The following is a 25,050-nucleotide window of genomic DNA, read 5'->3' on the forward strand; positions in this document are numbered from 1 at the left end:
ACGTTTGCGGCGGCGGGAGGGGCGCTAGTGCGCTTCCCACGCCTGTACGAATGCGTTGATCTTGAGGGTCGGGACTTTCAGGCGGGCGGCCCTGGCGACGGAGACAAGCACCTCCGCCGCCTCGTCGAGGTCGTCGTTGATGATGATGTAGTCGTACTCGCTCATGCGCTGAACCTCGCGTTTGGCCATATCGATCCGGCGTTCGATCACCTCCGCCGCATCGGTTGCCCGCGCCCGCAGACGCTGTTCAAGTTCGCTCAGCGTCGGGGTCGTGATGAACGCGGAAGTCGTAATGTCGCCCATGCGGTTCTGAACGGCGTCGTGCCCCTGGACGTCGATGTCAAAGATGACCAGCTTCCCCTCGGCGAGGGCCGCCTTGACGGGCTTGAGCGAAGTACCGTAGTAGTTGCCGTGGACGACGGCATACTCCAGGAAGTTCTCCTCGTCGATATCGCGCTTGAAACTCTCCTCATCGACGAAGTGGTAATGCACACCGTCCACTTCCCCCTCGCGCATCGGACGTGTCGTCGTCGAGATCGAGAAGTAGTAGGGTCCGATCGCCTCGGCCACTTTTTTGATCAGGGAACTCTTCCCCGCACCGCTTGGGCCCGACAGGACCAGGATCGCTCCGCCGTTTTTGTTCATGCCTTCTCCCCGAATGAAATATCAATGCGCACACCCATCGCCTTGAGCGCCTGCGCGACCGATTCGTCGCTGAGGATCGCCATCAGATCCTGCAGAGCTTCGACACCACGCGCATGCAGGTCGATGTCGCTGAAATCCGTCTCTTCCGGCGTGCGTTCCGGTGCATCGGCGTCATAGAGCACCTCCTCGATCGGCTGTTCCCACTCCCGCCGGTCGATGTGTTCCATCGCCGCTTCGATCTGATCGCCGTACGTCGGCCCTTCGGCCTCTTCGCCCTCCACGGCATCGAGCAGCTCTTTGAGCTCATCGATCTCCGCGCTGTCAAAGAGCGGTGCCGCCGACTCCTCCTCCCACGCTTCCGCCGCTTCATCAGCGTCGAAGACGTCGCTGCGTTCAACCAGGGCGCTTACGGCCATCTCCGCATCATCAAGGGCCCGCGCCAGCTCTTCAGGCAGGAACGGTTTCCCCAGTGCCGCGTCATATCCCTTGGGCATGGCATCGAAGCGCGAGCCGATGAAAATGGCATAGTGTCCCTGCGTTTTCGCAGCCGCTGCGTCGTAGCTCGCGGCGACACTGTCATCGACAATGGCGACGTCCGCCCGCCGCCCGCCGGCGGCACCCGGTTGTAATAATGAATCCCCGCGTTTTTGTGCCAGACGTTCGACCAATTTAGCGACAATGGGAGTGGTGTTAAACAGCGCGATGGTCATAACGTCCCTTGAATGCGGTATGAAAATACCCGTAAAAGTGTGTTAACATTGTAACAAAAAAGCATCTCAATTCGAATGAAACCCCTCCTGATCGCCGGCCTGATCCTCACGGTCCTCTCTGCTGAGAACGCGCTTTTGCTTCCGCACCGCTGGCAGGATGCCAGGCACACCCTCGGGGTCATGATTCGCAGCGGCGGCACCCCGTTGGTCCTCGTAACAGAACGCCTTGGTGACTCCTATCTCCGCCAGGCCCTTCGCCAAGCGCTCGAAAACGATAAGAATGTGACGCTCATCACCTCCTCGCGGGAGACTGCATCAGAGTGGGCCATGTACCGTTCCCTTCACGCCTGTCTCCTGTCCCCCGAAACAGCCATGACCTTCAGCCTCCTCCGTACGTCCGAAACAGGCTGCGTCGTGAGCGGTACGCTCGAGACCGAGACGCTCCGAAGCGCTTCAGGTCTGATGCTCTGCAAAGAGCGCAAGGCATTCGATGAAACGGTTCAGCTGCTGCAGCAGGAGTGCAAAGCGTACTTCGAACGCTGAGGCGCTATTTCACGCGGACCAGCTGATGCTCTTCGAGCTTGTACACCCGCTGACAGCGGTCCGCCAGCTGCAGTTCGTGGGTGACGAGCAGGAGCCCGGCGTCGTGTTTCGCGATATAGCTGTCAAAGAGGTCCATCACTTCGCAGGCCGTCTCCAGGTCCAGGTTCCCCGTCGGCTCATCGGCATAGATAAGCCGCGGCTTCTTCGTCAGCACCCGGGCGACGGAGAGGCGTTGCTGCTGGCCGCCGGAGAGTTCTGTCACCTTCTGGTTTACGACATGTTCGATCTTGAGGGCCCGGAGCAGTTCGGGTTCAACCGGCTCGTTCGAGAGGATGGATGCGACCTCGAGGTTCTCCGCACCCGTAAATCCTTTGAAAAGATAGTGCGACTGGAAAATGATCCCCAGCTGCTTCCGACGCAGCTCCACCAGACCGCGGTTGGAGAGTCCTTCCATCGATTCGCCCATCAGCGTCACCTCCCCGCTGTCGGGCGTGAGCAGGGTTGAGAGAATGTGAAGCAGGGTCGACTTTCCGCTGCCGCTGACCCCGATGATGGCAACGGACTCATGGCTGTCGATCGAGAGATCCACACCGGAAAAGAGCGGGTAATCGAAATGGTGGGCAATGCCGCTGGCTTCTAGCAGTTTCATACGTGCAATAATAGTGCGTTTTGCGTTAGTTCTGGGTTAGTTTTGGATAGTGGGGGAGAAAAGCGGGCGACAGTGTCACCCGGAAGGGAGCAGCAGAGGGCTTACGCCATCTGTGCAGCGACTTCGGCAGCGAAGTCGTCTTGTTTCTTCTCGATGCCTTCGCCGACTTCGAGACGGACGAATGCGACGACTTCAGCGCTACCGCCGACAGCTTTTGCCGCTTCGGCAACTGCGGCAGCTACCGTTTTCTTGTCGTCGAGAACATAGTTCTGATCCAGGAGGCACTGCTCTTTGTCGAGCGTCGTGTTATCCTCGATGTAGCGCGCGATTTTACCCGGCAGGATGTTCGGGATGATCTTCTCAGGCTTGCCTTCGGCGATCAGTTCCTCTTTCATCTTCGCTTCAGCCGCTGCCAGGACATCCTCTGTCAGTTGAGACATGGAGATGTACTCCGGCACGTTTTTGAGCGGCTTTTTCAGACGCGCGAGCTCTTCGTTCTCTTTCTTGATCGCTTCGATGCGGCCTTTGGTTTCGGCAGCAACGAAATCAGCGTCGAAATCTTTGTAGCTCAGTGTCGTCGGTTTCATCGCGGATGCATGCATCGCGACCTGCTTCGCCACGGCAACCATAGCGTCAGCCGTTTTCGCAGAGTCACACTCGATCGCAACGATAACACCGATGCGCGTGTTGGAGTGGATATAACCGTTGACTGCGACATTTTCGCTTCCGCTCAGTGCCGCGATGCGGCGGAGTTCGATCTTCTCGCCGATCTTTGCGACCGCTTCGTCGAAGTAGACGCTGAACGCTTTGCCTTCATACTCGGTTTCGCGCAGCGCTTCCGCACTGTCCGCTTCCGTCGTGAACGCCTGCTCTACCGTAGTAGAAACGAGGTTCTGGAAGCCTTCGTTTTTCGCAACGAAGTCTGTCTCGGAGTTGATCTCGACCAGTGTCGCACGCTTGTTGTCTGCAGAGATTTTCAGACCGATAGAGCCTTCAGCAGCAACGCGGTCCGCTTTTTTAGCGGCCTGAGCAATCCCGCGTTCACGCAGCCATTCTTTGGCTTTGTCCATGTCGCCGTTTGACTCGGTGAGCGCCTTTTTACAGTCCATCATCGGTGCGTCAGTCGCCTGACGCAGCTCTTTTACCATTGCTGCTGAAATTGCTGCCATGCTTATGCTTCCTCTGTCGTTGTTTCTTCTGCTGTTGCTTCCGCAGCTTCTGCAGCCGCTTCTACCTCTTCGCCTTCCGCTTCCGCGTTGTCGGCGATCATCGCTTTACCTTCGTTGACCGCTGCCGCCATCTCTTTACAGAAAAGCTGGATGGAACGGATCGCGTCGTCGTTGCCCGGGATCGGGAAGTCGATCACGTCCGGATCACAGTTCGTATCGAGCGGTGCGATAACCGGGATACCGAGGTTGCGCGCTTCTTTAACGGCGATGTGCTCTTTGACGGCGTCAACGACGAACATCATATCCGGCAGTTTTTTCATGTCGCGGATACCGCCGAGGTAAGACTCGAGCTTCTCTTTCGTACGTGCCATCATCAGCGCTTCTTTTTTGGTCAGCAGGTTGATCTGGCCGCTCTCTTGCATCTGCTCGATCACTTCGAGCTTGCGAAGGGATTTCTGAATCGTCGGGAAGTTGGTCAGCATACCGCCGAGCCAACGGTTATCGACGTAAGGCATGCCGCAGCTCTCTGCCGCTTCTTTGACGGCAACGCGTGCCTGCTTCTTCGTACCGACGAACATGATCGTCTTGCCTTCGGCTGTTGCGTCAACGACGATCTGGTACGTGTTGCGGAAGTAGCGCAGCGTCTTCTGCAGGTCGATGATGTAAATGTTCTTGCGGACACCGAAGATGTATTTTTTCATTTTCGGGTTCCAGCGGCGTGTCTGGTGGCCGAAGTGGACACCACACTCGAGAAGGTCTTTCATAGTTACCATAATTATGGTCCTTTCTGCATCGTGCCTCCGGGGCACGATTAAATTAAAAAATACCGGTTCGCTTCAATGCCCCCGGCAGTCCTGCTCTATTTTTTCAGAAAAGGCTGCACCGGTTTTTGGGTTTGGCACCTGAGATCTTGTTCCCCGGCAATTCGGTCAGAACGCATGGAGAAAATCGCGGAATTTTACCTTATATAGCCTTAAGAAAGTGTTAAGCAATATCGCCTCCTCCTCCCTTTCACGGCCGTTAATTTCAATTTCTATTTATATTACTTCTGGTAGGCTGTATGATACATTTGTGATTAATTTGTTTTTCTTATGTTAAGGATTAGTTGTCCGGAAAAACAGACACAGATACAAGGAGTTAAAATGAAAAAACAGTTGATCCTTTCCGTTGCCGCCGCGGCCATGCTCAGTATCGGCCTCCAGGCTGATGAAACCACCGACCGCATGGAGGCGATGGAGGCGCAGATCGAGGCCCTCCAGGAGCAGCTTTCCGCGATGAAAGACGTCAAATCCGATGAGGCAGCAGCAACGGAAAACGATGAAGAAGGCAGCGAAGAGGAAGGCGATGAAACAGATGAGCGTCTGACCGACCTTGAAGAGCAGATCAGTACCATCAACCGCAACACCTCCGGAAGCCACCTCAAGTTCGGCGTCGATTTCCGTACGGCCGTCGACAACCTGAACTACAAGATGGCCGGGAACGCCTACAACCCCGATACGATGGCCTTCGACGGCGACGATACCCAGAGCAATGACGCCTTTCTCACCAACCGCCTCTGGCTCAACATGGAGTGGCTGGCGACGGAAAATATGAGCTTTACGGCCCAGCTCGCCTATAACAAGGCCTATGGATACCGCAGCGGGTTTAATGGGGGCTACCCGGGCTTCGAGACCTTCGACTGGATCACGAACGAAAACGCCTATGACGACGTTGTCCGCGTCCGCTCCGCCTACTTCTTCTACCGCAACGATACCTTCCTCGGCGCGGAGATCCCCTGGACCTTTAGCATCGGCCGCCGCCCCTCCACCAACGGCCACCTGATCAACCTGCGCGACGACGACCGTCCCGCGTCACCGATGGGGCACAACATCAACGTCGAATTTGACGGTATGAGCTCCAAGTTCAGCTTTGAGGATCTCACCGGCATCGACGGAATGTACATCAAATTCTGCGCCGGACGCGGGGGCACGAATGCCAACGCGAAGTTCTTTACGATCAATATGGATAGCAACAATACCCTGGGTATCGCCGCTCCCTACGCCAAGAATGACGCCGACCTCCCGGACATCGATCTCGGCGGCCTGATCTTCGTTCCTTACGATGACGGCCAGTACAGCCTCGGCGCGCAGTACTACTATGCCGCCCACCTCATCGACGCTTCCGTCACCCCGACGCCAAGCGGATACGTCTTCCACAACATGCAGGATGTCGGGAACATGCACGCGGTCACGGCGAACTTCATGATCAACGGTATCGGCAACGGCTGGAGCGATTTCCTCGATGACACGATCTTCTTCGCCAGCGGTGCCGTGAGTATCACCGATCCGAAAAAGGGTGCGGCCGATCAGGGAATGCTTGGTTCGAAAGAGAGCAAAACCGGTTCGTCCTACTGGGTCGGTCTCCAGGTCCCGACGATGTTCACCGATATGGGACGCATCGGCTTTGAATACAACCACGGCGACAAATACTGGCGTTCCATCACCTACGCCGAAGATACGAACATCGGGTCCAAAGTCGCGGCGCGCGGTAGTGCTTACGAAGCCTACTACACAGACTACCTGATCGAGGATGTCTTCAGCTTCCAGATCCGCTATACGTACATCGATTACGACTACACCGGTTCCAACGGATTCTTCGGCTCCACGACGGGTACGCCGTATAAGATCGACGATCTCGCCGCCACCAATCCGGGACTGGCAAGCGCGACCGTCGACAAAGCACAGGACATCCGCTTCTACCTGCGCTACCGCTACTAAGCGCCTCCCCTTCGGGCGGTGCTAGTAACCTTATTACTTCAGCAACAGAAAAACCCTTTAGCCGTTCTGCAATTCCGCCAGTTTCTTTTTCACCTCTTCGACATGTACGATCTCGTATTTGACCCCCTGCTTTGAACGCTTCTGGCGTACTTTGACGTTCCCCCATGCCGCGGCAACCTTGCCCTCCGGGTCGATGATGTAGGTCGTGCGGACGATGCCCATATACTCTTTACCGTAGTTCTTCTTCAGGGCCCAGACGCCGTAATCTTCCATCATCGTATGCTCCGGGTCGCTGAGCAGGGTAATCTTTAGCGACTGCTTCTCGATAAAACCGCGGTGGACCTTCGGGGAGTCGGCGCTGACGCCGAAAATGGCCGCCTTGAGCCCCTGGAATTCCGGCAGCTGCTCGGTAAAGTCGCACGCTTCGGTCGTACAGCCGGGCGTATTGTCCTTGGGATAGAAGTAGAGCACGATCCATTTCCCTTTGAGATCGCGCGAACAGATCTCCACCTCGTCCTGGTTCTCCAGGCAAAAATCCGGTGCAACGGTTCCGATTTCAAGCATTATTTTGTCCTTTTCATTTTTGGGGAATCATAGCATAGGTACCAAGTGCAGCAACCATTCCTTCCCCGCAAAACCAATCGAAAGAGCTTCGACACGTCGAAGCGCATTCAATCAAATAGGCCCTTGGCCTTGAGCGTTCCTTGAAAGCCATCCCGGAGGCCCAAAGCCGGGAGGGATGAGCGATTCGCGAAAGGCCGCTTTTTGCGCTACTTTTTTTAAAAAAGTGGCAAAGAAATACTCTGCTCATTCTTTTCTTTTTCATAAGAAAAGAACCAAAAGAAAATCGTCGTTGCGCGAATCGCACGCCGCTCCCGGCTTTATGCCTCCGCAACGGCTTTCAAGGCACGCTTAACGACCGTTTGCCTATTGATTAATGCGCTTCGGTGAACCGAAGCTCTCTTTTTCCATTGTCTTTTGGTTGCGTTTCTTTGTAAAAAGATAAGGAAAAGAAGAAGTAGCCCTAAAAAGTATTCTCATCCGAAATATCAATGTCTGGAAACGCATGCAGCAATAGGTCTGCAGCCACCCCGTTTCCCTTGGCGATCTCGTTGCCCGCTTCATCCAAAATAGGCGTCGTCCCGATCCCGCAGCTGGGAGATTTCGATTTGAGGATGATCTTCGTCGCATCCGGGTGCGCCTTGATCAGCGTCTCGGTCTGTTCGACGAGCGCATCGGTGACGTCGGTACCGTCCGCATCTTTTTTCACCCGCAGGCCGTGATCCTCCGTCGCGATGATACTGATCCGTCCGCGGGGTGTCCCCAGGACCGGAGCTTCCGGGCAGAAGGGGACGACCTCTTTGTCTGCGAGAAAGGCGAGAACACCGTCATCTTTTTTAGTGGCTCCATCATATCGGCATTTTTCGCCCAGTAGACATGCAGAAACTATTACCTTTTCCTTTCCCATATTCCATCCCATTAAACTATCTTACTCAGAACAATCGTGAGGTCGCTCACGATTTTTCCCGAGATATCGTCATACCGGCACGCTTCTCCCCGCAGACAGGCAGAGACGATCACCTTCTCTTTTTTCATGATGCTACGCGATGACAACGGACTTGAGTTCCGTCATCTCCTCGATGGCGAACCGCGGCCCCTCGCGACCGACGCCGCTGAGCTTGACCCCGCCGTAGGGCTGGATGTCGAAACGCAGGGTCGGCATATCGTTGATGACGACCCCGCCTGCTTCAAGCTCGCTGATTGCGCGCTGCGTCAATGCCAGGTCATTGGTAAAGACGGAGAACTGCAGCCCGTAGGGCGAATCGTTCATGCGGGGGGCAGCGTCGTCAAACCCCTCGACCTTCACCAGGGAGACGATCGGCGCGAAGACCTCCTCGCAGACGATCGCCATATCGTCGGTGACGTCCGCCATCACCGTCGGGTAGAACATCGTGCCTTCGCACTTCACCTCCGTCATCGGCCGCGCGCCCTCCTCGATGGCGCTTTGCACCCATGAAAGCGCCCGTTCCGCCGACTCTTCGTTGATGAGCGGCCCCATGAAGGTATCATCGTCATAAGGTGAACCGACCGCGAGCTTCTGCGTCGCTTCGGCCATTTTTTGCGCAAACTCGTCGTAGACGTCGCCGTGGACATAGATGCGCTGCAGCGAGATGCAGACCTGACCGGAATTGACGAAGGCCCCGAGCGCACAGCGCTGCGCGGCGAGATCGAGGTCGGCGCTCTTGTCGATGAAAGTCGCCGCGTTGCCGCCCAGCTCCAGGCTCACCTTTTTGATCCCCGCACTCTTGGTGATGATGTTGCCGACCGGGACGGAACCGGTGAAGCTGATCTTGCGCGGGATATCGCTGCCGACCAGGGTGCTGCCGACTTCGGCATCGCCGTAGACGACGCTCAGCGCGTCTTTGACCGCATGGGGGCTCTCGATGAAAAGTTTGGCGAACTTGTAGGCCGTCAGCGGCGCCTCCGGTGTCGGCTTGAGCACGACCGTATTGCCCGCGACGAGGGCCGGGGCAAGCTTGTGCGCCACCAGGTTCAGCGGGAAGTTGAAGGGGGTGATTGCACCGATAACGCCGACGGGTTCACGGATATAGAAGGCCGTCGTTTTGCGGCCGCTGGGCATCGCATCGGTATTGATCGTTTCGCCGTGCATGGTGCGCATCGTCTCGGCGGCGAGGGTGACCGTCTCGATGCAGCGCTCCACCTCGACCCGTGAAAAAGCGATCGGTTTGCCGACCTCATCCGTGATTGTTTTGGCCAGATCCTCTTTCTGCTCCCGCAGCTTTGCCGCCACGTCGTGCAGCCAGTCGCAACGCTGCGACAACGTCGACGCTTTGGCCGCTTTGGTGGCCGCTTTGGCGATCTTCAGCGCCTGCAGCGTCTCCTCTGCGCCGCAGACGGGAGCCTTCGACACGACTCTGCTGTCATAGGGGCTGCGGCGTTCCGTCCAGCTCCCCGTCACCGCTTCGTTTGAGCCGAAAAATACCTTTGCTTCCACTACTATTCCTCTCTTCTTTTACGCTATCCGGGCAAAGCCCGGATACCTACGTTAACACTTGGTTCGCCTCGGCGGCAGGCCCACGCGCAGCGACCCGCGCTCTGTCCCAAGGCAATGCCGGTGCTCACAAAAATCCTGCAAAAAAGTGTATCTATTATACAAAGCGGGCCGTTAAGCCGCCGTTTGCCGCCCGCCATTAACACTGATTTTAGAAAAAACCTTTTACAATCGAAACAAAAAATGCGGCATCTCCCGGATGCCGCCGATAGGAAAATGATGCTTAACCTTGAAATCATCCCCGGCCAGCTCGGCGTCCGTCCCCCAGTGACAAAACCCCACCCCGGCTTCTACCCGCAGGTCGGCGAAGCGCGCTTCCGCAAACTCGTCGATGACCACTACGAACTGATCCGCGACAGCGATATCGCCTTCCTCTTCCCCGTCAATGACGAAGACGATTTCCAGCAGGCAAAAACCAATGCCGCCGACTTCTTTATCCAGATCTGCGGCGGTCCGGACTACTTCAACCAGCACCGCGGCGAACCCCGCATGGTCGGCCGCCACGCCCCCTTCCGCATCGACGAAGCGGCCCGCCGCCGCTGGCTGGAGTTTTACGCCCAGCTGCTGCCCCAGCTCGTCGAAGAGGGCATAGACGAAGCGTACGTCCAGTCTTTCTGGGACTACATCAACGTCTTCTCCGCCTGGATGATCAATACCCCCTCCGCCTAAACGCTAGACACTAAAAGTATCCGTTTCTTCACTTCAAGGCGGAAACGGTACTTAGCGTGTCAGCCGGATCGCCTGGGAATGGAATATCCCGAAAGCAACAGCCTTTCGCACTTTCTTCTTTCGGGTTCGGTTTCTTCTTTGTGCGAGCAAAGAAGAAAGGGAACAGCACACCAACTAGAAAACAGCAACTTTCCAAGTAATCCCCCCTTTATCCCATCTATGCAAAAATGTATTCGATTGAAAAGAGGTGCAAAACCATGGTCATCGAATCCAACTACGTTGATATCCGCCGCCGCGAGATCTACCCCGCCAAAGTCATCATTGAGAACGGCGTTATCGATTCCGTCACCAAAATCGGCACCCCCTGCTCCACCTACCTCCTCCCCGGTTTCATCGACGCCCATATCCACATCGAAAGCTCCATGCTCCCGCCGAGCGAATTCGCCCGCCTCGCCACGCTCCACGGCACCGTGGCGACCGTCTCCGACCCCCACGAGATCGCCAACGTCCTCGGGATCAAAGGAGTCGAGTTCATGCTGGAGAATGCCCAGAAGGTTCCCTTCCACTTCGCCTTCGGGGCCTCCCCCTGCGTCCCGGCGACCCCCTTTGAGACGAGCGGCGCGACCCTCGGCGTCGATGAAGTGAAAACACTGCTGGCGAACCCGCAGATCGGCTATCTCAGCGAGGTGATGAACTTCCCCGGGGTCATTGCCGGCGACGCGGAAATGCTCGCGAAGATCGCGGTTGCAAAGGCGCTGGGTAAACCCGTCGACGGCCACGCCCCCGGCCTGCGCGGCGACGACCTGAAACGCTACATCGCTGCGGGCATCACGACCGACCATGAGGCCTTCAGCTACGAAGAGGGGCTGGAGAAGGTGCAAGCGGGGATGAAGATCCTGATCCGCGAAGGCTCCGCCGCGAAAAACTTCGAAGCCCTTGCCCCATTGATAGGCAAATACCCAGAAATGCTGATGTTCTGCAGCGACGACCGCCACCCCGACGACCTCCACCGCGAACACATCGACGCCCTCGTACGGCGTGCCGTCGCAAAAGGGTATGACCTTTTCGACGTGCTGCGCATCGCCTGCCTCAACCCCATTGAGCACTATGGCCTCGGTGTCGGGACGCTGCAGCCAGGGGAACGCGCCGACCTCATTGAAGTCGACACCCTGGAGGATTTCACCGTCCTACGGACCGTTATCGGGGGCCGTACGGTGGCCGAAAAAGGCAGGAGCCTGATCCCCTCCGTGCCGCTGCCGGAACTCAACAACTTCCATGCCTCACTTAAGCGGCCGGAGGATTTTGCCCTCCCGCCCTGCGACACCGCGGAGGTGATCGAGGCCGTCGACGGCGAACTGGTCACCCACGAGATGGTCGCCTCGCTGAAAAACGTCCCCGCCCACCGCATCGGTGACCCCGAGCACGACATCCTCAAAATCGCCGTCGTCAACCGTTACGAAGATGCCCCGCCCGCCGTCGCCTATGTCAGCGGTTTCGGGCTGAAAGAGGGGGCCATCGCCTCCAGTGTCGCCCACGATTCGCACAACATCATCGCTGTCGGCTGCAGCGACGAAGCCATCGCCAGGGCGGTCAACCTTGTGGTCGACGCGCAAGGAGGTGTCTGTGCCCTCAACGAAGCAGCTGAGCATCTGCTTCCGCTGCGCATTGGCGGGATCATGAGCGGGGAGGACGGCTTCGAGGTCGCCAAGCAGTACGAGGCGCTGGACCGCTTCGTCAAGAGCGCGCTGGGTTCGAAATTGCATGCACCCTTTATGACGCTATCGTTTATGGCGCTGCTCGTCATCCCCGAGCTCAAGCTCAGCGACAAAGGGCTCTTCGACGGGCGGAGCTTCCACTTCATCAAAGGGTGCAAATTAGAACCATGAACCTCTTTCAACTCCGCGACCACGGCACGGACATCCGCACCGAGATGACCGCCGGCTTTACGACCTTCCTCGCCATGCTCTACATCATCCCCGTCAACGCCGCGATCCTCAGCGCGGCGGGTCTTCCCTTCGATGCCGTCATTACCGCAACGGCGGTTATGACCATCATCGCCTCTATCCTCAACGGCCTCTGGGCCAACACCCCGATTGCCATGAGCGTCGGCATGGGGCTCAACGCCTACTTCAGCTTCGGGCTCGTCAAAGGGATGGGGCTGGCGTGGCAAACGGCCCTGGGGATCGTCTTCCTTTCCGGCATCCTCTACATCCTTATCAGCATCACTCCGCTGCGGCGCTGGATGATCGCAACGATCCCCATCGATGTCAAACGCGCCGTCAGCGCGGGGATAGGTGCCTTCATCGCTTTTATCGGGATGGAACAGCTTCACCTCATCACGGACAGCCCGGCAACCCTGGTCACCCTGGGCAACCTCAAAGACCCCCACTTGCTCATCGGCCTCTTCGGCCTCGCCCTGGCGATCTTGCTTGTCATCAAGAAGGTCCGCGGGGCCTTTATCCTCTCCATCATACTGACCGCCCTGCTCGCCTGGGCGACGGGGGTGGAGCCGATGCCCGGGGCCTTTTTCTCCCTGCCCGCTTCCATGGCGCCGATCGCCTTCGAGCTCGACATCGCCTCTGCCCTGAGCCTCTCGATGGCGCCGCTCATTCTCATCTTTCTCATCACCGACCTCTTCGACACCCTGGGCACTCTGACCGGGGTCGGCATGCGCGCCAACCTCTTTCACGGCAGGGATTCCGTCCCCCTGCAGCGCACCATCGAGGCCGACGCCGCGGCGACGATGCTCAGCGGCCTCGCCGGGGTGACCAGCACGACCGCGTTCATCGAGAGCGCGGCAGGTGTCGAAGCGGGCGGGCGGACGGGACTGACCGCCGTCGTTACCGGGCTGCTCTTCATTCTGCCGCTCTTCTGGCTCCCCTTTTTCCAGGCGATCCCCTCCAATGCCATCTATCCGGTGCTTATCGTTATCGGCGTCATGATGTTCGGGGAACTGCAGCATATCGACTATTCGGACGCGGCGGTCAAGTACAGTAGCTTCCTCATCGTCCTGGGGATGCCGCTCACCTACTCCATTACCGACGGGCTGCTGCTGGGATCACTCGCCTACGTCTTTATCCGCCTCATCCAGGGGCGTTTCAGGCAGATCGATATCGCGATGGGCGTCCTCGCCGCCGTCGCCCTACTCTTTTTCTTCGTGCTCTAAACTCAGCCGAAAATGCGCCTGAGTTCCTCGTCCGTATTGGCGTTGAGCGCCACCTTTGGATCGTCGACGGCAACGGCCTCTGCGATGCCGGTAGCCTCGATCCATGCATCAAGGCGTCCCACGTCCGAGGCGAGCAGATCGCTTTTCATAACGGCGCTGATGCGCTGCGGCGGGGCGCGGTGTCCCTCGAAAAAAGCCGTCGCCACGGGGCTTTTGCTTCTTGAGAGTGCCTCGAAGACACCCTTGTCCGGTACAGGGCGGTCCACTTGGCAGAAGTACAGTTCCGGTGCATCGAGCGTCTCGAATGCCTTCTTCACGGAGGAGAACATCCCCTCCCCGTACGCTTCGTTGCGGATGACGCGCACCCCCTCTGGAAGGGCGGCGCCGATCTGATCAAAGGCATGCCCCAGGACGACGGCGACGTCGTACCCGTAGCTGCGCAGCTGCCGGATCTGCCGGTTGATCAGGTACTCACCGTCCACCCTGTAGAGCGGTTTCATCACGGAACTGCGGGAGGATTTCCCCGCGGCGAGCAGGACGACCGTCATCTCTCCTCCGGCTGCGAGAGGGCTTCTTTGATCATGTTGAACGCCACCCGGAGGCGGTACGCCTTCGTCGAACGGTACCCACCGGAGGGGTCCGCATCGTTCTCAAGGGCCGCTTTGATCGCCGCGTCGTCGTACACGCCCCCGTCCAGCAGAGCCTCGAGGGTTCGGAAGCGGACGGGAGAGGGACCCAGTGACGCCCCGCTGATGCGGAAACCCCCGCTGCCGTGCGTCAGGGCGATGCTCACCTTCGCGATGTTGAGCCGCTCCCGCATCCCCGCCTTTCGGTAGTACCAGCTCCCTGTCTGCAACGGGACGGTGACGGCGGTAATGAGCTCATGGTCGAGTTTCGTGCATTTGTAGCCGCAGAAGAGCGTTTCCAGCGGCACGCTCCGCTCCCCGTCCTGCGACGCCAGCGTCACCGAAGCCTCCAGCGCCACCAGCGCGGCCGTCAGGTCCGCGGCGGGCGAGGCGTTGGCGATGTTGCCGCCGACGGTGGCGAGGTTGCGGATCTGGTGTGAGCCGAAGGATTCGGCGCACGCGGCCAGCAGCGGCAGGGACTCCCGGACCGCGTCGCTGTAAAGCAGTTCGTTTAGCGTCACAAGCGTACCGATCCGCATGCGGTCGCCCTCCGCACTGACGCCTTTCAGCTCCTCCAGGGCGTGGATGTCGATGAGGGTGGCGGTGTCAGCAGCCTGCCGCAACTGCAGCGCCGCGTCGGTGCTGCCGCAGAGCAGCAGTGCCTCCGGATACTCTTCCAGCAGTGCCGTCACCTCGCCGAGATTCGTCGCGCGCAGATAGTTCATGACTTCACCTTCGTGATCGCCTCGACGATCTTCTTGTATCCGGTACAGCGGCAGAGGTTGCCGTCCAGGGCCGCCCTGATCGCCTCTTCACTGCGTTCACCGCCATGGCTCAGGTAGTCGTAGGCGCGCAGGGCGAAGCCCGGCGTGCAGAAGCCGCACTGCACCGCTCCGTGTTCGGCGAAGCTTTCGCGGATTGCAGCCGTCTCCTCCTGCAGTCCCTCCAGCGTCACAATCTCCGCGTCCTGTATCTGCGGGGCGAGCAGCAGGCAGGCGTTGACGAGTCTGCCGTTGACGAAGAGGCTGCAGGCGCCGCACTCCCCTTCGCCGCAGCCCGCCTTGACCGACGTCATTCCCGCGTCGCGCACCAGGTCAAGCACCCGGGTCTCCGGGGCGCAGTCGAAACGGTGGATTTTGCCGTTGATCGTACACGTTATCTGCATGCTTCCTCCACGGCTTCCGGGATAATCGGCAAGGCGTCGAACGCGCTCCCAAGGGCATGGACCAGTGCGTTGGCGACGGCGGCGGACGGACCGTCCATCGGCAGCTCCCCCAGCCCCAGCGAAGGGCCGTCTGTGCCGAGGAAACGCACTGCAATTTCCGGTAGATCGGGGGCCATCGGCAGTGTATAATCGCTCAAATGCGGGGAGTGAACCCGCCCCGCTTCATACACCAGGCGCTCGAACAGGGCGTACCCGATCCCCTGGGCTACGCCCCCTTCGACCTGCCCCTCCGCCATCACCGGGTTAACGACCTGCCCGACGTCGTTGTAGGCGTCGAAACGGACGACCCGGACGCGGTAGTCGACGGGGTCGACTTCCACTTCGGCGATGTAGCATCCCAGCCCGTACGCCTCGTAGCCGTTGCCGTAAAAGAGGTCTTCATCCCAGAGAATGCCGGCGGGCTGTTCATAGGAGGCCCCGAACTGCAGCGGACCGCCGCTTTTGCAATAGCGCGCTACCGCCGCCCGGTACGCATCGGGAGTACCGTAATCGCCGAGCGCCGTTTTCAGCTTACCCGCCGCCTGCGCGAGCAGACGCCCGACGATCATCACGGTCCGCGAGGCGACCGTCGGCCCGCTGTCGGCAACTTCGGCGGTATTCGGTGTACGGCAGGAGACCATCCCGACGGGGAGGTCCAGTGCATCGGCAACGATCTGCGGCAGCGCCGTCAGCGTCCCCTGCCCCATCTCCACGCTTCCGACACGGATCTCGACGCTGCCGTCCGCCTCCAGGGCGATCGAGACGCTGGAAGCCAGCATGCTCTCCCCGACGCCCGTGTAGCCCGCTCCGTGCATGAAGAGCGCCATTCCAATCCCACGGTTCGGCGCCGGGGCGTCATAAATGGCATCAAAACCGCTCTCACGCCTTGCGGTCTCGAACAGATCACGCAGCCGGGCGTATTCAGCGATCGGCACCCCCGAAACGCCAACCGAACCCGCACCGGGAAGATTGCCCTCGCGGACCGCCGCCGGCGAGAGGCCGAGATGACGGGCGATATCGTCCATATGGCGCTCGATCCCGAAAAGGACCTGCGGGGCACCGAAACCGCGGAATGCCCCGTTGGGCGGCGTATTCGTCGCCACGGCGCGGGCATCGACCCTGATATAGCCGCAGTCGTAGAAGCCCGCCGCATGCAGAACGCAGCGCGCAAGGACGACGGGCGAGAGCGTTACATACGCCCCGCCGTCGATCGTGACATCCACTTCAAGCGCATGCAGTTTTCCCGTGGCGTCGAAACGGCTCCTGTAGCGCAGTTTTGAGGGGTGCCGCTTGGTCGTGTAGGCGATATCCTCTTCACGTTCATAAACGATCTTGACATCCTGCCCCGCCTTCTTGCACAGCAGGTAGGCGTAGCCCGCAATGAGGGAGGGGTAGTCCTCCTTGCCGCCGAAGCCGCCGCCGGTGGGGGCCTGCTCCACCTCGATCTTCTCGCCGGCCAGTCCCTCCAGCGCCGCCTCGACGAAGAAGGGGCACTGCATCGAACCGATGATCTTGACCCGCCCGCCGTTGTAGCGCGCCAGCATGCTCTGCGGTTCCAGGTATGCCTGCTCCTGGTGCTGGGTCGTGTAGGTCTTTTCCAGACTGAATAGACCCGTCTTCTGCGGAGGGCTCCCTTGGACCGTATGAATAGCTTTGAAGACGTTATCCTCGCCGTAGAGCCGCTGCTTGAGCGCTAGGGACTCCTCCATGCTCAGTACCGGCTCCTGCGCGTCGTAGTCGATCGTGATATGGGCCATTGCCTCACGCAAACGGTGCTTGGAACGGTGCGCCATCAGGAGGATCGGCTCCCCGATATGCCGGATCCTCGCCTCCGCCAGGAAGGGCTGGTCGTCGGTCAGAACGACGTTGGCATTGCGACCCTCGATGTCTCTGTGGTCGACAATGATGATATCGGAGAAATCAAAGGAGGCGTCAAAGGTGATCGCACGGATCTTTCCGTACGCGATCTCGGAGCGGACAACCGCCCCGTACAACCCCTCAAAAGGCAGATCATCCGTATAGCGCAACGTCCCGTCCGCTTTCGACGCGGCATCGACACGAACGACACTCTCGCCTACGACTCCCATCGCCTCCTCCTCGCACGAACGGCTCCCTCCGGAGCCACCTTAAACCATTATGCCCAAACATTCGCGAAAGCCCCATTAACGCAGCCTTAAACACCACTTGGATAAAATATCCGACTTTCGTAGAATTACCGATAATTTGGAGAACCAATGAACGAAGCCAAGTACATTTGGATGAACGGCGAATTCCTTCCCTGGCAGGAATCAAAAGTCCACGTACTGTCACATACGCTGCACTACGGCAACGGCGTCATCGAGGGGACCAAGGCGTACAAAACCGACAAGGGGTACGCCATCTTCCGCCTCAACGACCACACCGAGCGTCTGATCCAGTCGGGCAAAATGGTCCTGCTGAACATCCCCTACAGCGTCGAGGAGCTCAACAACGCGCAGATCGAACTGATCCGCAAGAATGACTTTACGGGCGACAACGTCTACCTGCGCCCCTTCGCCTTCCTGGGCTACGGCGTTATGGGCCTCTACCACAAGGATGCCCCTGTCGAGACGGCCGTCGCCGCATGGGAGTGGGGTGCCTACCTCGGCGAAGAGGGAATGCGCAAGGGTATCCGCCTCAAGATCTCCTCGTTCACCCGCCCGGCCAACACCTCCAACATGGGTAAGGCCAAGGCGGTCGCAAACTACCTGAACTCGCAGATGGCCAAGTTCGAAGCGGTCGAGTGCGGCTACGACGAAGCCCTGCTCCTCGACGACCAGGGGTACGTCGCCGAGGCGAGCGGCGCGGGCTTCTTCATGGTTCGCGACGGCAAACTCATCTCGCCGCCGAACGACAACTCCCTCGAATCGATCACCCAGAAGACGATCATCGAGCTGGCCCAGGATATGGGCTATGAAGTTGTCCGCCGCCGCGTCACTCGGGAAGAGGCCTACATCGCCGATGAAGCCTTCCTGACCGGCACGGCCGCGGAGATCACCCCGGTCCGCGAGATCGATGCGCGCGTGCTTGGCAACGGCGCCCGCGGTCCGATCACGGAAAAACTGCAGAGCGCCTACTTCGACGTCGTCTTCGGACGCAACCCGAACTACACGCACTACCTGACCTACGTCTAAAAGGAAAGCAAGCATGGCAACAGACATGAACGACTACTTCAACAAGAAAAAAAGCAGCTCCGGCGGCAGCGGCGGCGGGTTCACCCCGCCCAAGCCCCCCAAGATGGAGTTCAACATGGGCAAAGGCAAATCGGCACTGCTCCTTCTCGGCGTCGTCATCGTTGTCTTCCTGCTCCTCGCCAAACCCTTCGTTATCATTACCGAAGGCGAACGCGGTATCCTCGCGACCAACGGGAAGTATGAACCCAACGCCCTCCTGCCGGGCCTGCACTTTATCATCCCCGTGATCCAGAAGGTCTACCTCGTCGATACGAAGGTGAGGATCATCAACTACGCCAGCCGCATCGAGCGTGCCGGGGCCGAAGGCGAAGGCCTTGAAGTCCGTCCGGCGATCACCGTCTTGGATAAACGCGGTCTGCCCGTCTCCATCGAACTGACGGTCCAGTACCGCCTCAATGCGCAGTACGCGGCACAGACGATCTCCAACTGGGGCTTCAGCTGGGAAGAGAAGATCATCAATCCCGTCGTGCGCGACATTGTCCGCAACGTCGTCGGCCAGTACGAAGCGGAATCCCTGCCGACGAACCGCAATACCATCGCGAACCAGATCGAACAGGGCATCCGCCAAAGCATCGAGGGGCAGGAGAACTCTCCTGCCATCTTCCAGTCGGTGCAGCTGCGTGAAATCGTCCTGCCGCAGAAGGTCAAGGACCAGATCGAAAGCGTCCAGATCGCCAAGCAGCAGGTCCAGAAAGCCGAGCAGGATGTCCAGCGTGCCAAGCAGGAAGCCCTCAAACGGGCCGCCGAGGCCCAGGGTAAAGCCAATGCCGTCCGCATCGAGGCGGAGGGTAAAGCCAACGCGATCAAGATCGAAGCCGACGCAACCGCCCAGGCCAACAAGGCCATCAGCGCCTCACTGACGGACAAGCTTCTCCAGATGGAACAGATCAAGGTCCAGGGACAGTTCAACGACGCCCTGCGCGAGAACAAAGATGCGAAGATCTTCCTGACCCCGGGAGGCTCCACCCCGAACATCTGGGTCGACATGAAGAACCCGCAGCGCCAGAGCGCCATCAAGTAACCCCCTCCCTCTCGGAGGGTTGAATCAAGCCGGCATACAGCCGCTTTGATTCAATCCTTTTTCCTGGAAGAAACATGCAAGAAATACTCAATCGGGTCGATTGGCAAAAACAGGAACTGCTTCCCGTCATCGTGCAGGACGTCCATACGAACGAAGTCCTGATGATGGCCTATATGAACCGTGAAGCCCTCCAGCTCTCCCTGGAGACGAAACTCGCCCACTACTACTCCCGTTCCAAGCAGCGGCTGTGGAAAAAGGGCGAAAGCAGCGGCCACCTGCAGCACATCAAGCAGTTCCTCATCGACTGCGACGACGACACCCTGCTGCTCAAAGTGGAGCAGGAGGGTGTCGCCTGCCACACCGGCCGCAAATCCTGCTTCTTCACCGAGCTCGACAGCGGCAGCGAAACAATGCAGGTCGAGGTCGATACGACGGCAGCCTACGGCATTATCGACACCCTCTACCACACGATCCTCGAACGCAAGAACGCCGACCCGGAAACCTCCTGGACGGCCAAGCTACTGAGTAAAGGGGAAAACACGATCCTCAAAAAGGTCGTCGAAGAGGCAGGAGAGTTCAGTTTCGCCGTCAAGGACGACGACGAAGAGGAGATCGTCTACGAAGCGGCGGACCTCACCTACCACGTCCTCGTCGCCCTGGGCTACAAGAATATCTCCCCCGACCGCATCAAGCAGGAGCTCGCCCGCCGCTTCGGCATGAGCGGCATCGCGGAAAAGGCCTCACGCCCTTCATAAACCAAGGGCTATTCTTCTTCTAAAGTGTATACTGCAGAATTCTGCGGAAGTATCTACTTCTTCTATAAAGTCAGAAATGGTAATTAGCGTGTCGAGCGGATAAATAGAGAATGGGATGTCCCGAAGGCGTCAGCCCTTTGTGCTTTCTTCTTCCCGGTTCGGCTTCTGCTTTGCACAAGCAAAGAAGAAGGGGAACAAACCCCTTAGTATTTCATCCCGATTGTCTTCAAAGCCGCATTGATATGCCGCACCTGCGTATTACGGTCCCGGCACCACGCCGGCGCGATGAGGGTGTCGTTGTCGATCCCGGCGGTAATGCGCTGCACGGAGACATTCGCAGGCTTCATCTCGATCGCCTTGAGCAGCGTATCGAGGTACTCCTCCTCCGTAATCGGCGTAAACTCCCCCCGGGCGTACTCGTTGGCCAGTGCCGTGCGCGTGACGACGTAGAGGGGGTGGTACTTCACCGAATCGATCCCCCACTCGTACGCCCTCGCCGCCGTCTCCAGCATCATTTCCTGCGTTTCGCCCGGCAGCCCGAAAATGAGGTGGCCGCAGACATGCAGGCCCGCCGCTTTGCTCTTCTTGATCCAGTGCTCGACATTGGCGCTGTCATGGCCGCGGTTGATCCGCTCGAGGGTCTCGTCGTAGACGGACTGGATGCCGTACTCGACCCAGATCTCTTTCGTTTTGGCCAGTTCGGAGAGGTAGTCGAGGGTCTCGTCGGTGATACTGTCCGAGCGCGTCCCGATACTGAGCCCCACGACGTCATCAAAGGAGAGCGCCTTGTCATAGAGCGCCTTGAGCGTCTCGAAGGGGGCATAGGTATTCGTAAAGGACTGGAAATAGACAAGGAACTTCGTCGCCCCGTATTCGCGACGTAGTCTCGCCGAGAGGACGTCGAACTGCTTTTCAAGCTGCTCGAGCTGCTTGGGGAGGTAGGGGTTCTCTTTGCTCTGCAGGTTCAGGTGGAAACCCTTGAGCGGCTGGACTTTATCGAGGCTCGGACTGAAGGAGTCGTTCTCGCAGAAGGTACAGCCGCCCCGGGCAACGGTGCCGTCGATATTGGGGCAGGTGAAGCCGGAGATGGAGATGGAGACTTTGAAGACCTTCTCGCCGAATTTCTCCTGGAGATAGGTCCCGAAAGTATAGATCTGCTTCGGCTGCAAACGCGTCCCTAGACGATGTACTCGCCGGTAAAGCAGGCGGTACAGTATTCGCTGCCCTCGGCCCGGACCGAACGCATCAGCGCCTCGGTGCTCAGAAACGCCAGAGAGTCCGCCTCGATGTAGTGGCAGATCTCGTCGATGCTCATATTGGCCGCGATCAGCTTCTCTTTGTTCGGCGTGTCCACACCGTAGAAGCAGGGGTCCGTCGTCGGCGGGCTGGAGATGCGCATATGCACCTCAGCCGCACCCGCCTCTTTGAGCATACGCACGATGCGGCGGCTCGTCGTCCCGCGAACGATGGAGTCGTCGATGACGATGAGGCGTTTCCCCTCGATCAGTTCGCGGATCGGGGAGAGCTTCATCTTGACCTTGAGATCGCGCATCTCCTGCGTCGGCTCGATGAAGGTACGGCCGATGTAGTGGTTGCGCATGATCCCCATCTCGTAGGGGATCCCGCTCTCCTGCGAATAGCCGATGGCTGCCGGAACGCCCCCGTCGGGGACGGGCACGACCATATCCGCCTCGATCGGCTGCTCTTTGGCCAGCTGCACGCCCATGTTCTTGCGCTTCTGGTAGACATTTTTGCCGAAGACTTCGGAGTCGGGACGGGCAAAGTAGACGTATTCGAAAATACAGTGTTTCGGCATCGCATCGAAGATCTTGAGCGACTGTGGTGCCTTCCCCTTTTCAAAGATAAGCATTTCGCCCGGTTCAACGTCCCGGATATAGGTCGCCCCGATCAGATCAAAAGCACAGGTCTCGGAGGCGACAACGTATCCTTCACCGATACGTCCCAGCGCCAGCGGACGGAAACCGAAGCGGTCACGGACAGCGAACATCTTGCTGCGGCTCAGGAAAACGAGGGAGAACGCCCCCTCGATCTGCTTGACGGCATCGATGATACGGTCTTTGAGTTTGCCCTGGTTGCTTCTGGCGATCAGGTGGATCAGGTTCTCCGTATCCATGGAGCTCTGGAAGATCGCCCCCTCTTTAATGAGCTTGTTGCGGACTTCCTGGGCATTGGTCAGGTTTCCGTTGTGGACGATGGAGATCTGCCCAAGGTCGTAATTGGCATGGACAGGCTGGGCATCGAGGATGGAATCGTCTCCCGCCGTCGAATAACGGGTATGTCCGATGGCCATATGCCCTTTGAGCGTCGCCAGCTTCTGCTCGTCGAATACCTGGGTAACGAGCCCCCGGTCTTTGATGGTGTGCAGGCGCTCCCCGTCCCCGGAACTGATCCCCGCCGCCTCTTGGCCGCGGTGCTGCAGCGAATGCAGGGAGAAATAGGCGAGCTTGGAAGCTTCGACATGGTTGAAGATGCCGACGACGGCACATTTTTCATTCAATGATTGACGCATATGACTCCTTTTATTACAGTCCGAGGCAGTCGGCGATGGAATAGAGGCCGCTGGGTTGCGTATGCAGCCACTTCGCCGCACGAATAGCACCTTTTGAGAAGGTGTTGCGGCTGGTGGCGGTGTGGTTCAGTTCGATAAACTCGCCGTCGTTGTAAAAACCGACGGTATGGCGCCCGACGATGTCGCCGCCGCGCAGCGCCATCACGGCGATCTCGTCGGCAGTGCGTTCGCCGATATTGCCGTTACGGCCGCTGACGCGGACCTTGTCGAGGTCAAGTTCACGGCCCGCTGCCGCCGATTCGGCGAGTGTCAGCGCCGTGCCGCTGGGGGCATCTTTCTTGTGGCGGTGGTGCATCTCGACGATCTCGATGTCGAACCCGTCGAGGGTCTTGGAGGCGAGGTTGACGAGCTTGTTCAGCAGCGCCACGCCCAGGGACATGTTCGTCGCATACAGCACCGGCGCCACGCCGCTCAGCTCTTTGAGCAGGTTGAGCTGGTGGACATTCAGGCCCGTCGTCCCGCTGACCAGCGGTTTCGGGGTTTTTAGCAGGGTTTCGAGCAGCGGCTGGGCCGCTTCGGGCAGGGAAAAATCGATAATGATGTCCGACGCCGCGACAAAGGCCTCCACGTCATTGGTCACCAGTGTCCCCTCCGGCAGGGAAGCCTCCAGGCTGTTACGGACATAGACCGCGGAGAGCTTCAGCGTCTCCTCCGGGCCCAGATCCTCGATCAGCAGTTTGCCTACACGGCCGGTCGCCCCGTAAATTCCGACGTTTACCATTCTCATCCTCTAAGCGTTTTGTTTTTCATCGACGTACGTGATCACCTGAAGCGCCGCCGTCGCACCGTCGCCTGCGGCGCAAACGACCTGTTTCGGTGCCTCGATGCGCAGGTCGCCCGCGGCGAAAACGCCCGGCGTACTGGTACGCATACTGAGGTCCACGATGACCTGTCCCCAGTCGTTGACGTCGCAGAGCCAACTGCCGTCTTCCTGTTTCAGCACGGCGTTGTTGACGTTATGGCCGACGAAAACGAAGACGCCCGGGATCTCCAGATCGCGGGTCGTACCGTCGCGGAAAGTGACCCGCAGCCCGGTCACGCCCATCGCGTCCCCGTAGACCTCGTCGGGGACGGCATCAAGCACCTGCTCGATATTGGCGGTGTTGCTGACACGCTCGATCGTACTCGGTGCGGCCCGGAAACGGTCCCGGCGGTGCACCAGGTAGACCTTGGAGCAGATCTTGGAGAGATAGAGCGCCTCTTCGAGCGCCGTGTCTCCGCCGCCGATCACGGCGACCTCCTTGCCTTTGTAGAAGAAACCGTCACAGGTGGCGCAGGTGCTCACGCCGCGTCCGAAGAGGAGATCCTCGCCTTTGAAGCCTGCACGCTTCGGCGTCGAACCGGTACAGACGATGACGCTGAGCGCTTCGTCGATTTTGCCGTCTTCGCGCGTGATGCGGAAAGTCCCCTCCGGTGTCCGCGCAACGTTGGTCACTGCGACCATCTCATGCTTAAGTCCGAAACGCATGCACTGCTCCGGCCACGGCATCATCAGGTCCATACCGGAGATCTCGCCGGTGACCCCGGGATAGTTCTCAATCTCGCTGCTGCCCGTGATCTGGCCCCCGGGCATGCCCTGTTCATACATCACGACGTTTTTCAAGCCGCCGCGCGTCGCATAAAGCCCCGCCGTCAGTCCGGCCGGACCGCCTCCGATAATGGCACAATCGAGCATGGAAAACCCTTTATTCCCTTACGGTAATTAATGGAGAAATAATATCGCTAACATACTAAAGATGGACTTTGACACAGAAGCAGTGAGAAGTTTAAAGTTGGGGTGCAGGCGAGCGCCTGCAAAGTATTAGAGGTGTGCGTTGATTTTCTCTTCAAACGCCTGCTTGGAAGCAGCACCGATCATCTGATCGACGACTTCGCCGTTCTTGAAGATCATAACCGTCGGGATGGAGCGGATACCGAATTTTACGGCGATGTCCTGCTCTTCATCCGTGTTCACTTTCGCGATGGTCGCTTTGCCTTCGTAATCTTCAGCCAGCTCTTCGATTACCGGTGCGATCATGCGGCACGGTCCACACCACGGTGCCCAGAAGTCAACCAGTGTAACACCTTCTTTTACAGTGTCCTCAAATGTAGCCGCCGTCAGTTCAACATATTTTCCCATTTTGAATTCCTTTCATGAATATCGTGTCTTCATTATACCTGCAAAATTTATAAAGTAAACTTCGCATGATAATTTTTATTAAGAAGCTTTGTCTCCGATATTTTTTAAATCGGAGAAATATTATCCTATTTAAAATAAGTGTA

25 protein-coding genes are annotated in these 25,050 nt (G+C 58.6%); 8 read left to right on the plus strand and 17 right to left on the minus strand.

What is annotated here, in order from left to right; translation table 11 throughout:
* Positions 1–24 precede the first annotated feature (24 nt).
* Together gmk and WCX72_RS11705 are read right to left on the minus strand one after the other, a co-directional pair.
* On the minus strand, positions 25–645 hold the full coding sequence (gene gmk / locus WCX72_RS11700; RefSeq protein WP_345969923.1) for a guanylate kinase: 621 nt from the start codon (positions 643–645) through the stop codon (positions 25–27).
* A complete protein-coding gene (locus WCX72_RS11705) occupies positions 642–1,355 on the minus strand; it encodes a hypothetical protein (RefSeq protein ID WP_345969924.1) in 714 nt (237 codons plus the stop codon). Before WCX72_RS11705 ends, gmk begins: the two co-directional genes overlap by 4 nt.
* Positions 1,356–1,430: 75 nt before the next feature.
* Here WCX72_RS11705 and WCX72_RS11710 point away from each other — a divergent pair, with 75 nt between their 5' ends.
* A complete protein-coding gene (locus WCX72_RS11710; RefSeq protein ID WP_345969925.1) occupies positions 1,431–1,898 on the plus strand; it encodes a hypothetical protein in 468 nt (155 codons plus the stop codon).
* A 4-nt stretch (positions 1,899–1,902) separates the two neighbouring features.
* On the opposite strand, the gene WCX72_RS11715 is transcribed toward WCX72_RS11710, so the two are convergent.
* The 3 genes from WCX72_RS11715 to rpsB all read right to left on the minus strand — a co-directional run bounded on the left by WCX72_RS11715 (position 1,903) and on the right by rpsB (position 4,489).
* Complete coding sequence (locus tag WCX72_RS11715) at positions 1,903–2,547, minus strand: ABC transporter ATP-binding protein (RefSeq protein WP_345969926.1); 645 nt, start codon at positions 2,545–2,547, stop codon at positions 1,903–1,905.
* Between the two features lie 101 nt (positions 2,548–2,648).
* The gene (tsf, locus tag WCX72_RS11720; protein WP_345969927.1) at positions 2,649–3,716 is read right to left on the minus strand and encodes a translation elongation factor Ts; all 1,068 of its coding nucleotides are present in this window, start codon (positions 3,714–3,716) and stop codon (positions 2,649–2,651) included.
* 2 nt (positions 3,717–3,718) lie between these two features.
* On the minus strand, positions 3,719–4,489 hold the full coding sequence (gene rpsB, locus WCX72_RS11725) for a 30S ribosomal protein S2 (RefSeq protein ID WP_345969928.1): 771 nt from the start codon (positions 4,487–4,489) through the stop codon (positions 3,719–3,721).
* 369 nt (positions 4,490–4,858) lie between these two features.
* Between rpsB and WCX72_RS11730 the strand changes: the two genes are divergently transcribed.
* A complete protein-coding gene (locus WCX72_RS11730; RefSeq protein WP_345969929.1) occupies positions 4,859–6,472 on the plus strand; it encodes a DUF3373 family protein in 1,614 nt (537 codons plus the stop codon).
* Between the two features lie 57 nt (positions 6,473–6,529).
* On the opposite strand, the gene WCX72_RS11735 is transcribed toward WCX72_RS11730, so the two are convergent.
* From WCX72_RS11735 to WCX72_RS11745, 3 genes are all read right to left on the minus strand, one after another.
* Positions 6,530–7,036, minus strand: coding sequence for a peroxiredoxin (locus WCX72_RS11735; RefSeq protein WP_345969930.1), 507 nt, complete (start codon positions 7,034–7,036; stop codon positions 6,530–6,532).
* A gap of 460 nt (positions 7,037–7,496) precedes the next feature.
* A complete protein-coding gene (locus WCX72_RS11740) occupies positions 7,497–7,940 on the minus strand; it encodes a DUF523 domain-containing protein (RefSeq protein ID WP_345969931.1) in 444 nt (147 codons plus the stop codon).
* Between the two features lie 132 nt (positions 7,941–8,072).
* On the minus strand, positions 8,073–9,488 hold the full coding sequence (locus tag WCX72_RS11745; protein ID WP_345969932.1) for an aldehyde dehydrogenase family protein: 1,416 nt from the start codon (positions 9,486–9,488) through the stop codon (positions 8,073–8,075).
* A 276-nt stretch (positions 9,489–9,764) separates the two neighbouring features.
* Here WCX72_RS11745 and WCX72_RS11750 point away from each other — a divergent pair, with 276 nt between their 5' ends.
* The 3 genes from WCX72_RS11750 to WCX72_RS11760 all read left to right on the plus strand — a co-directional run bounded on the left by WCX72_RS11750 (position 9,765) and on the right by WCX72_RS11760 (position 13,380).
* Entirely contained in the window at positions 9,765–10,214 is a 450-nt protein-coding gene (locus WCX72_RS11750; RefSeq protein WP_345971563.1) for a globin, read from the plus strand.
* Positions 10,215–10,471: 257 nt separating this feature from the next.
* Positions 10,472–12,100, plus strand: a complete 1,629-nt coding sequence (gene ade / locus WCX72_RS11755; protein ID WP_345969933.1) for an adenine deaminase — start codon at positions 10,472–10,474, stop codon at positions 12,098–12,100.
* Positions 12,097–13,380 carry an NCS2 family permease gene (locus WCX72_RS11760; RefSeq protein WP_345969934.1) on the plus strand — a complete coding sequence of 428 codons (1,284 nt, stop codon included), beginning with the start codon at positions 12,097–12,099 and terminating at the stop codon, positions 13,378–13,380. Before ade ends, WCX72_RS11760 begins: the two co-directional genes overlap by 4 nt.
* Positions 13,381–13,382: 2 nt before the next feature.
* Here WCX72_RS11760 and WCX72_RS11765 read toward each other — a convergent pair whose 3' ends face one another.
* The 4 genes from WCX72_RS11765 to WCX72_RS11780 are packed head-to-tail and all read right to left on the minus strand — an operon-like array spanning position 13,383 to position 17,297.
* Positions 13,383–13,928 (minus strand): NTP transferase domain-containing protein, encoded by a 546-nt coding sequence (locus WCX72_RS11765; RefSeq protein WP_345969935.1) that lies wholly within the window; start codon positions 13,926–13,928, stop codon positions 13,383–13,385.
* Entirely contained in the window at positions 13,925–14,731 is an 807-nt protein-coding gene (locus tag WCX72_RS11770; protein ID WP_345969936.1) for an FAD binding domain-containing protein, read from the minus strand. Before WCX72_RS11770 ends, WCX72_RS11765 begins: the two co-directional genes overlap by 4 nt.
* Positions 14,728–15,171 (minus strand): (2Fe-2S)-binding protein, encoded by a 444-nt coding sequence (locus tag WCX72_RS11775; protein WP_345969937.1) that lies wholly within the window; start codon positions 15,169–15,171, stop codon positions 14,728–14,730. The genes WCX72_RS11770 and WCX72_RS11775 overlap by 4 nt, the downstream gene beginning before the upstream one ends.
* Positions 15,162–17,297, minus strand: coding sequence for a xanthine dehydrogenase family protein molybdopterin-binding subunit (locus tag WCX72_RS11780; protein WP_345969938.1), 2,136 nt, complete (start codon positions 17,295–17,297; stop codon positions 15,162–15,164). Before WCX72_RS11780 ends, WCX72_RS11775 begins: the two co-directional genes overlap by 10 nt.
* A 147-nt stretch (positions 17,298–17,444) precedes the next feature.
* On the opposite strand from WCX72_RS11780, the gene WCX72_RS11785 reads away from it, so the two are divergent.
* The 3 genes from WCX72_RS11785 to hisIE all read left to right on the plus strand — a co-directional run bounded on the left by WCX72_RS11785 (position 17,445) and on the right by hisIE (position 20,198).
* Positions 17,445–18,362, plus strand: a complete 918-nt coding sequence (locus WCX72_RS11785; protein WP_345969939.1) for a branched-chain amino acid transaminase — start codon at positions 17,445–17,447, stop codon at positions 18,360–18,362.
* Between the two features lie 13 nt (positions 18,363–18,375).
* A complete protein-coding gene (locus tag WCX72_RS11790; protein WP_345969940.1) occupies positions 18,376–19,443 on the plus strand; it encodes a prohibitin family protein in 1,068 nt (355 codons plus the stop codon).
* A 74-nt stretch (positions 19,444–19,517) separates the two neighbouring features.
* Positions 19,518–20,198, plus strand: a complete 681-nt coding sequence (hisIE, locus tag WCX72_RS11795; RefSeq protein ID WP_345969941.1) for a bifunctional phosphoribosyl-AMP cyclohydrolase/phosphoribosyl-ATP diphosphatase HisIE — start codon at positions 19,518–19,520, stop codon at positions 20,196–20,198.
* A 203-nt stretch (positions 20,199–20,401) separates the two neighbouring features.
* Here hisIE and WCX72_RS11800 read toward each other — a convergent pair whose 3' ends face one another.
* From WCX72_RS11800 to trxA, 5 genes are all read right to left on the minus strand, one after another.
* Positions 20,402–21,367 (minus strand): TIGR01212 family radical SAM protein, encoded by a 966-nt coding sequence (locus tag WCX72_RS11800; protein WP_345969942.1) that lies wholly within the window; start codon positions 21,365–21,367, stop codon positions 20,402–20,404.
* An 8-nt stretch (positions 21,368–21,375) separates the two neighbouring features.
* Positions 21,376–22,728, minus strand: a complete 1,353-nt coding sequence (purF, locus tag WCX72_RS11805; protein ID WP_345969943.1) for an amidophosphoribosyltransferase — start codon at positions 22,726–22,728, stop codon at positions 21,376–21,378.
* A 13-nt stretch (positions 22,729–22,741) separates the two neighbouring features.
* Entirely contained in the window at positions 22,742–23,509 is a 768-nt protein-coding gene (gene dapB, locus WCX72_RS11810; protein WP_345969944.1) for a 4-hydroxy-tetrahydrodipicolinate reductase, read from the minus strand.
* A gap of 9 nt (positions 23,510–23,518) precedes the next feature.
* Positions 23,519–24,463, minus strand: a complete 945-nt coding sequence (locus tag WCX72_RS11815; protein WP_345969945.1) for an FAD-dependent oxidoreductase — start codon at positions 24,461–24,463, stop codon at positions 23,519–23,521.
* A 126-nt stretch (positions 24,464–24,589) separates the two neighbouring features.
* Positions 24,590–24,907: a thioredoxin gene (gene trxA / locus WCX72_RS11820; RefSeq protein ID WP_345969946.1), complete on the minus strand. Its 318-nt coding sequence runs from the start codon at positions 24,905–24,907 to the stop codon at positions 24,590–24,592.
* Positions 24,908–25,050 lie beyond the last annotated feature (143 nt).

This window comes from Thiomicrolovo immobilis (genome assembly GCF_039645955.1).
GTDB lineage: Bacteria > Campylobacterota > Campylobacteria > Campylobacterales > Sulfurimonadaceae > Thiomicrolovo > Thiomicrolovo diazotrophicus.

Coding starts and splice junctions, on each gene's coding strand:
- WCX72_RS11790 (WP_345969940.1), top strand. CDS start 18,376: ATGGCAACAGACATGAACGACTACTTCAACAAGAAAAAAAGCAGCTCC.
- rpsB (WP_345969928.1), bottom strand. CDS start 4,489: ATGGTAACTATGAAAGACCTTCTCGAGTGTGGTGTCCACTTCGGCCAC.
- WCX72_RS11770 (WP_345969936.1), bottom strand. CDS start 14,731: ATGAACTATCTGCGCGCGACGAATCTCGGCGAGGTGACGGCACTGCTG.
- hisIE (WP_345969941.1), top strand. CDS start 19,518: ATGCAAGAAATACTCAATCGGGTCGATTGGCAAAAACAGGAACTGCTT.
- WCX72_RS11780 (WP_345969938.1), bottom strand. CDS start 17,297: ATGGGAGTCGTAGGCGAGAGTGTCGTTCGTGTCGATGCCGCGTCGAAA.
- WCX72_RS11775 (WP_345969937.1), bottom strand. CDS start 15,171: ATGCAGATAACGTGTACGATCAACGGCAAAATCCACCGTTTCGACTGC.
- WCX72_RS11815 (WP_345969945.1), bottom strand. CDS start 24,463: ATGCTCGATTGTGCCATTATCGGAGGCGGTCCGGCCGGACTGACGGCG.
- WCX72_RS11715 (WP_345969926.1), bottom strand. CDS start 2,547: ATGAAACTGCTAGAAGCCAGCGGCATTGCCCACCATTTCGATTACCCG.
- WCX72_RS11760 (WP_345969934.1), top strand. CDS start 12,097: ATGAACCTCTTTCAACTCCGCGACCACGGCACGGACATCCGCACCGAG.
- WCX72_RS11705 (WP_345969924.1), bottom strand. CDS start 1,355: ATGACCATCGCGCTGTTTAACACCACTCCCATTGTCGCTAAATTGGTC.
- dapB (WP_345969944.1), bottom strand. CDS start 23,509: ATGGTAAACGTCGGAATTTACGGGGCGACCGGCCGTGTAGGCAAACTG.
- gmk (WP_345969923.1), bottom strand. CDS start 645: ATGAACAAAAACGGCGGAGCGATCCTGGTCCTGTCGGGCCCAAGCGGT.
- WCX72_RS11785 (WP_345969939.1), top strand. CDS start 17,445: ATGAACGAAGCCAAGTACATTTGGATGAACGGCGAATTCCTTCCCTGG.
- tsf (WP_345969927.1), bottom strand. CDS start 3,716: ATGGCAGCAATTTCAGCAGCAATGGTAAAAGAGCTGCGTCAGGCGACT.
- WCX72_RS11740 (WP_345969931.1), bottom strand. CDS start 7,940: ATGGGAAAGGAAAAGGTAATAGTTTCTGCATGTCTACTGGGCGAAAAA.
- ade (WP_345969933.1), top strand. CDS start 10,472: ATGGTCATCGAATCCAACTACGTTGATATCCGCCGCCGCGAGATCTAC.
- WCX72_RS11730 (WP_345969929.1), top strand. CDS start 4,859: ATGAAAAAACAGTTGATCCTTTCCGTTGCCGCCGCGGCCATGCTCAGT.
- WCX72_RS11710 (WP_345969925.1), top strand. CDS start 1,431: ATGAAACCCCTCCTGATCGCCGGCCTGATCCTCACGGTCCTCTCTGCT.
- purF (WP_345969943.1), bottom strand. CDS start 22,728: ATGCGTCAATCATTGAATGAAAAATGTGCCGTCGTCGGCATCTTCAAC.
- WCX72_RS11750 (WP_345971563.1), top strand. CDS start 9,765: ATGCTTAACCTTGAAATCATCCCCGGCCAGCTCGGCGTCCGTCCCCCA.
- WCX72_RS11765 (WP_345969935.1), bottom strand. CDS start 13,928: ATGACGGTCGTCCTGCTCGCCGCGGGGAAATCCTCCCGCAGTTCCGTG.
- trxA (WP_345969946.1), bottom strand. CDS start 24,907: ATGGGAAAATATGTTGAACTGACGGCGGCTACATTTGAGGACACTGTA.
- WCX72_RS11735 (WP_345969930.1), bottom strand. CDS start 7,036: ATGCTTGAAATCGGAACCGTTGCACCGGATTTTTGCCTGGAGAACCAG.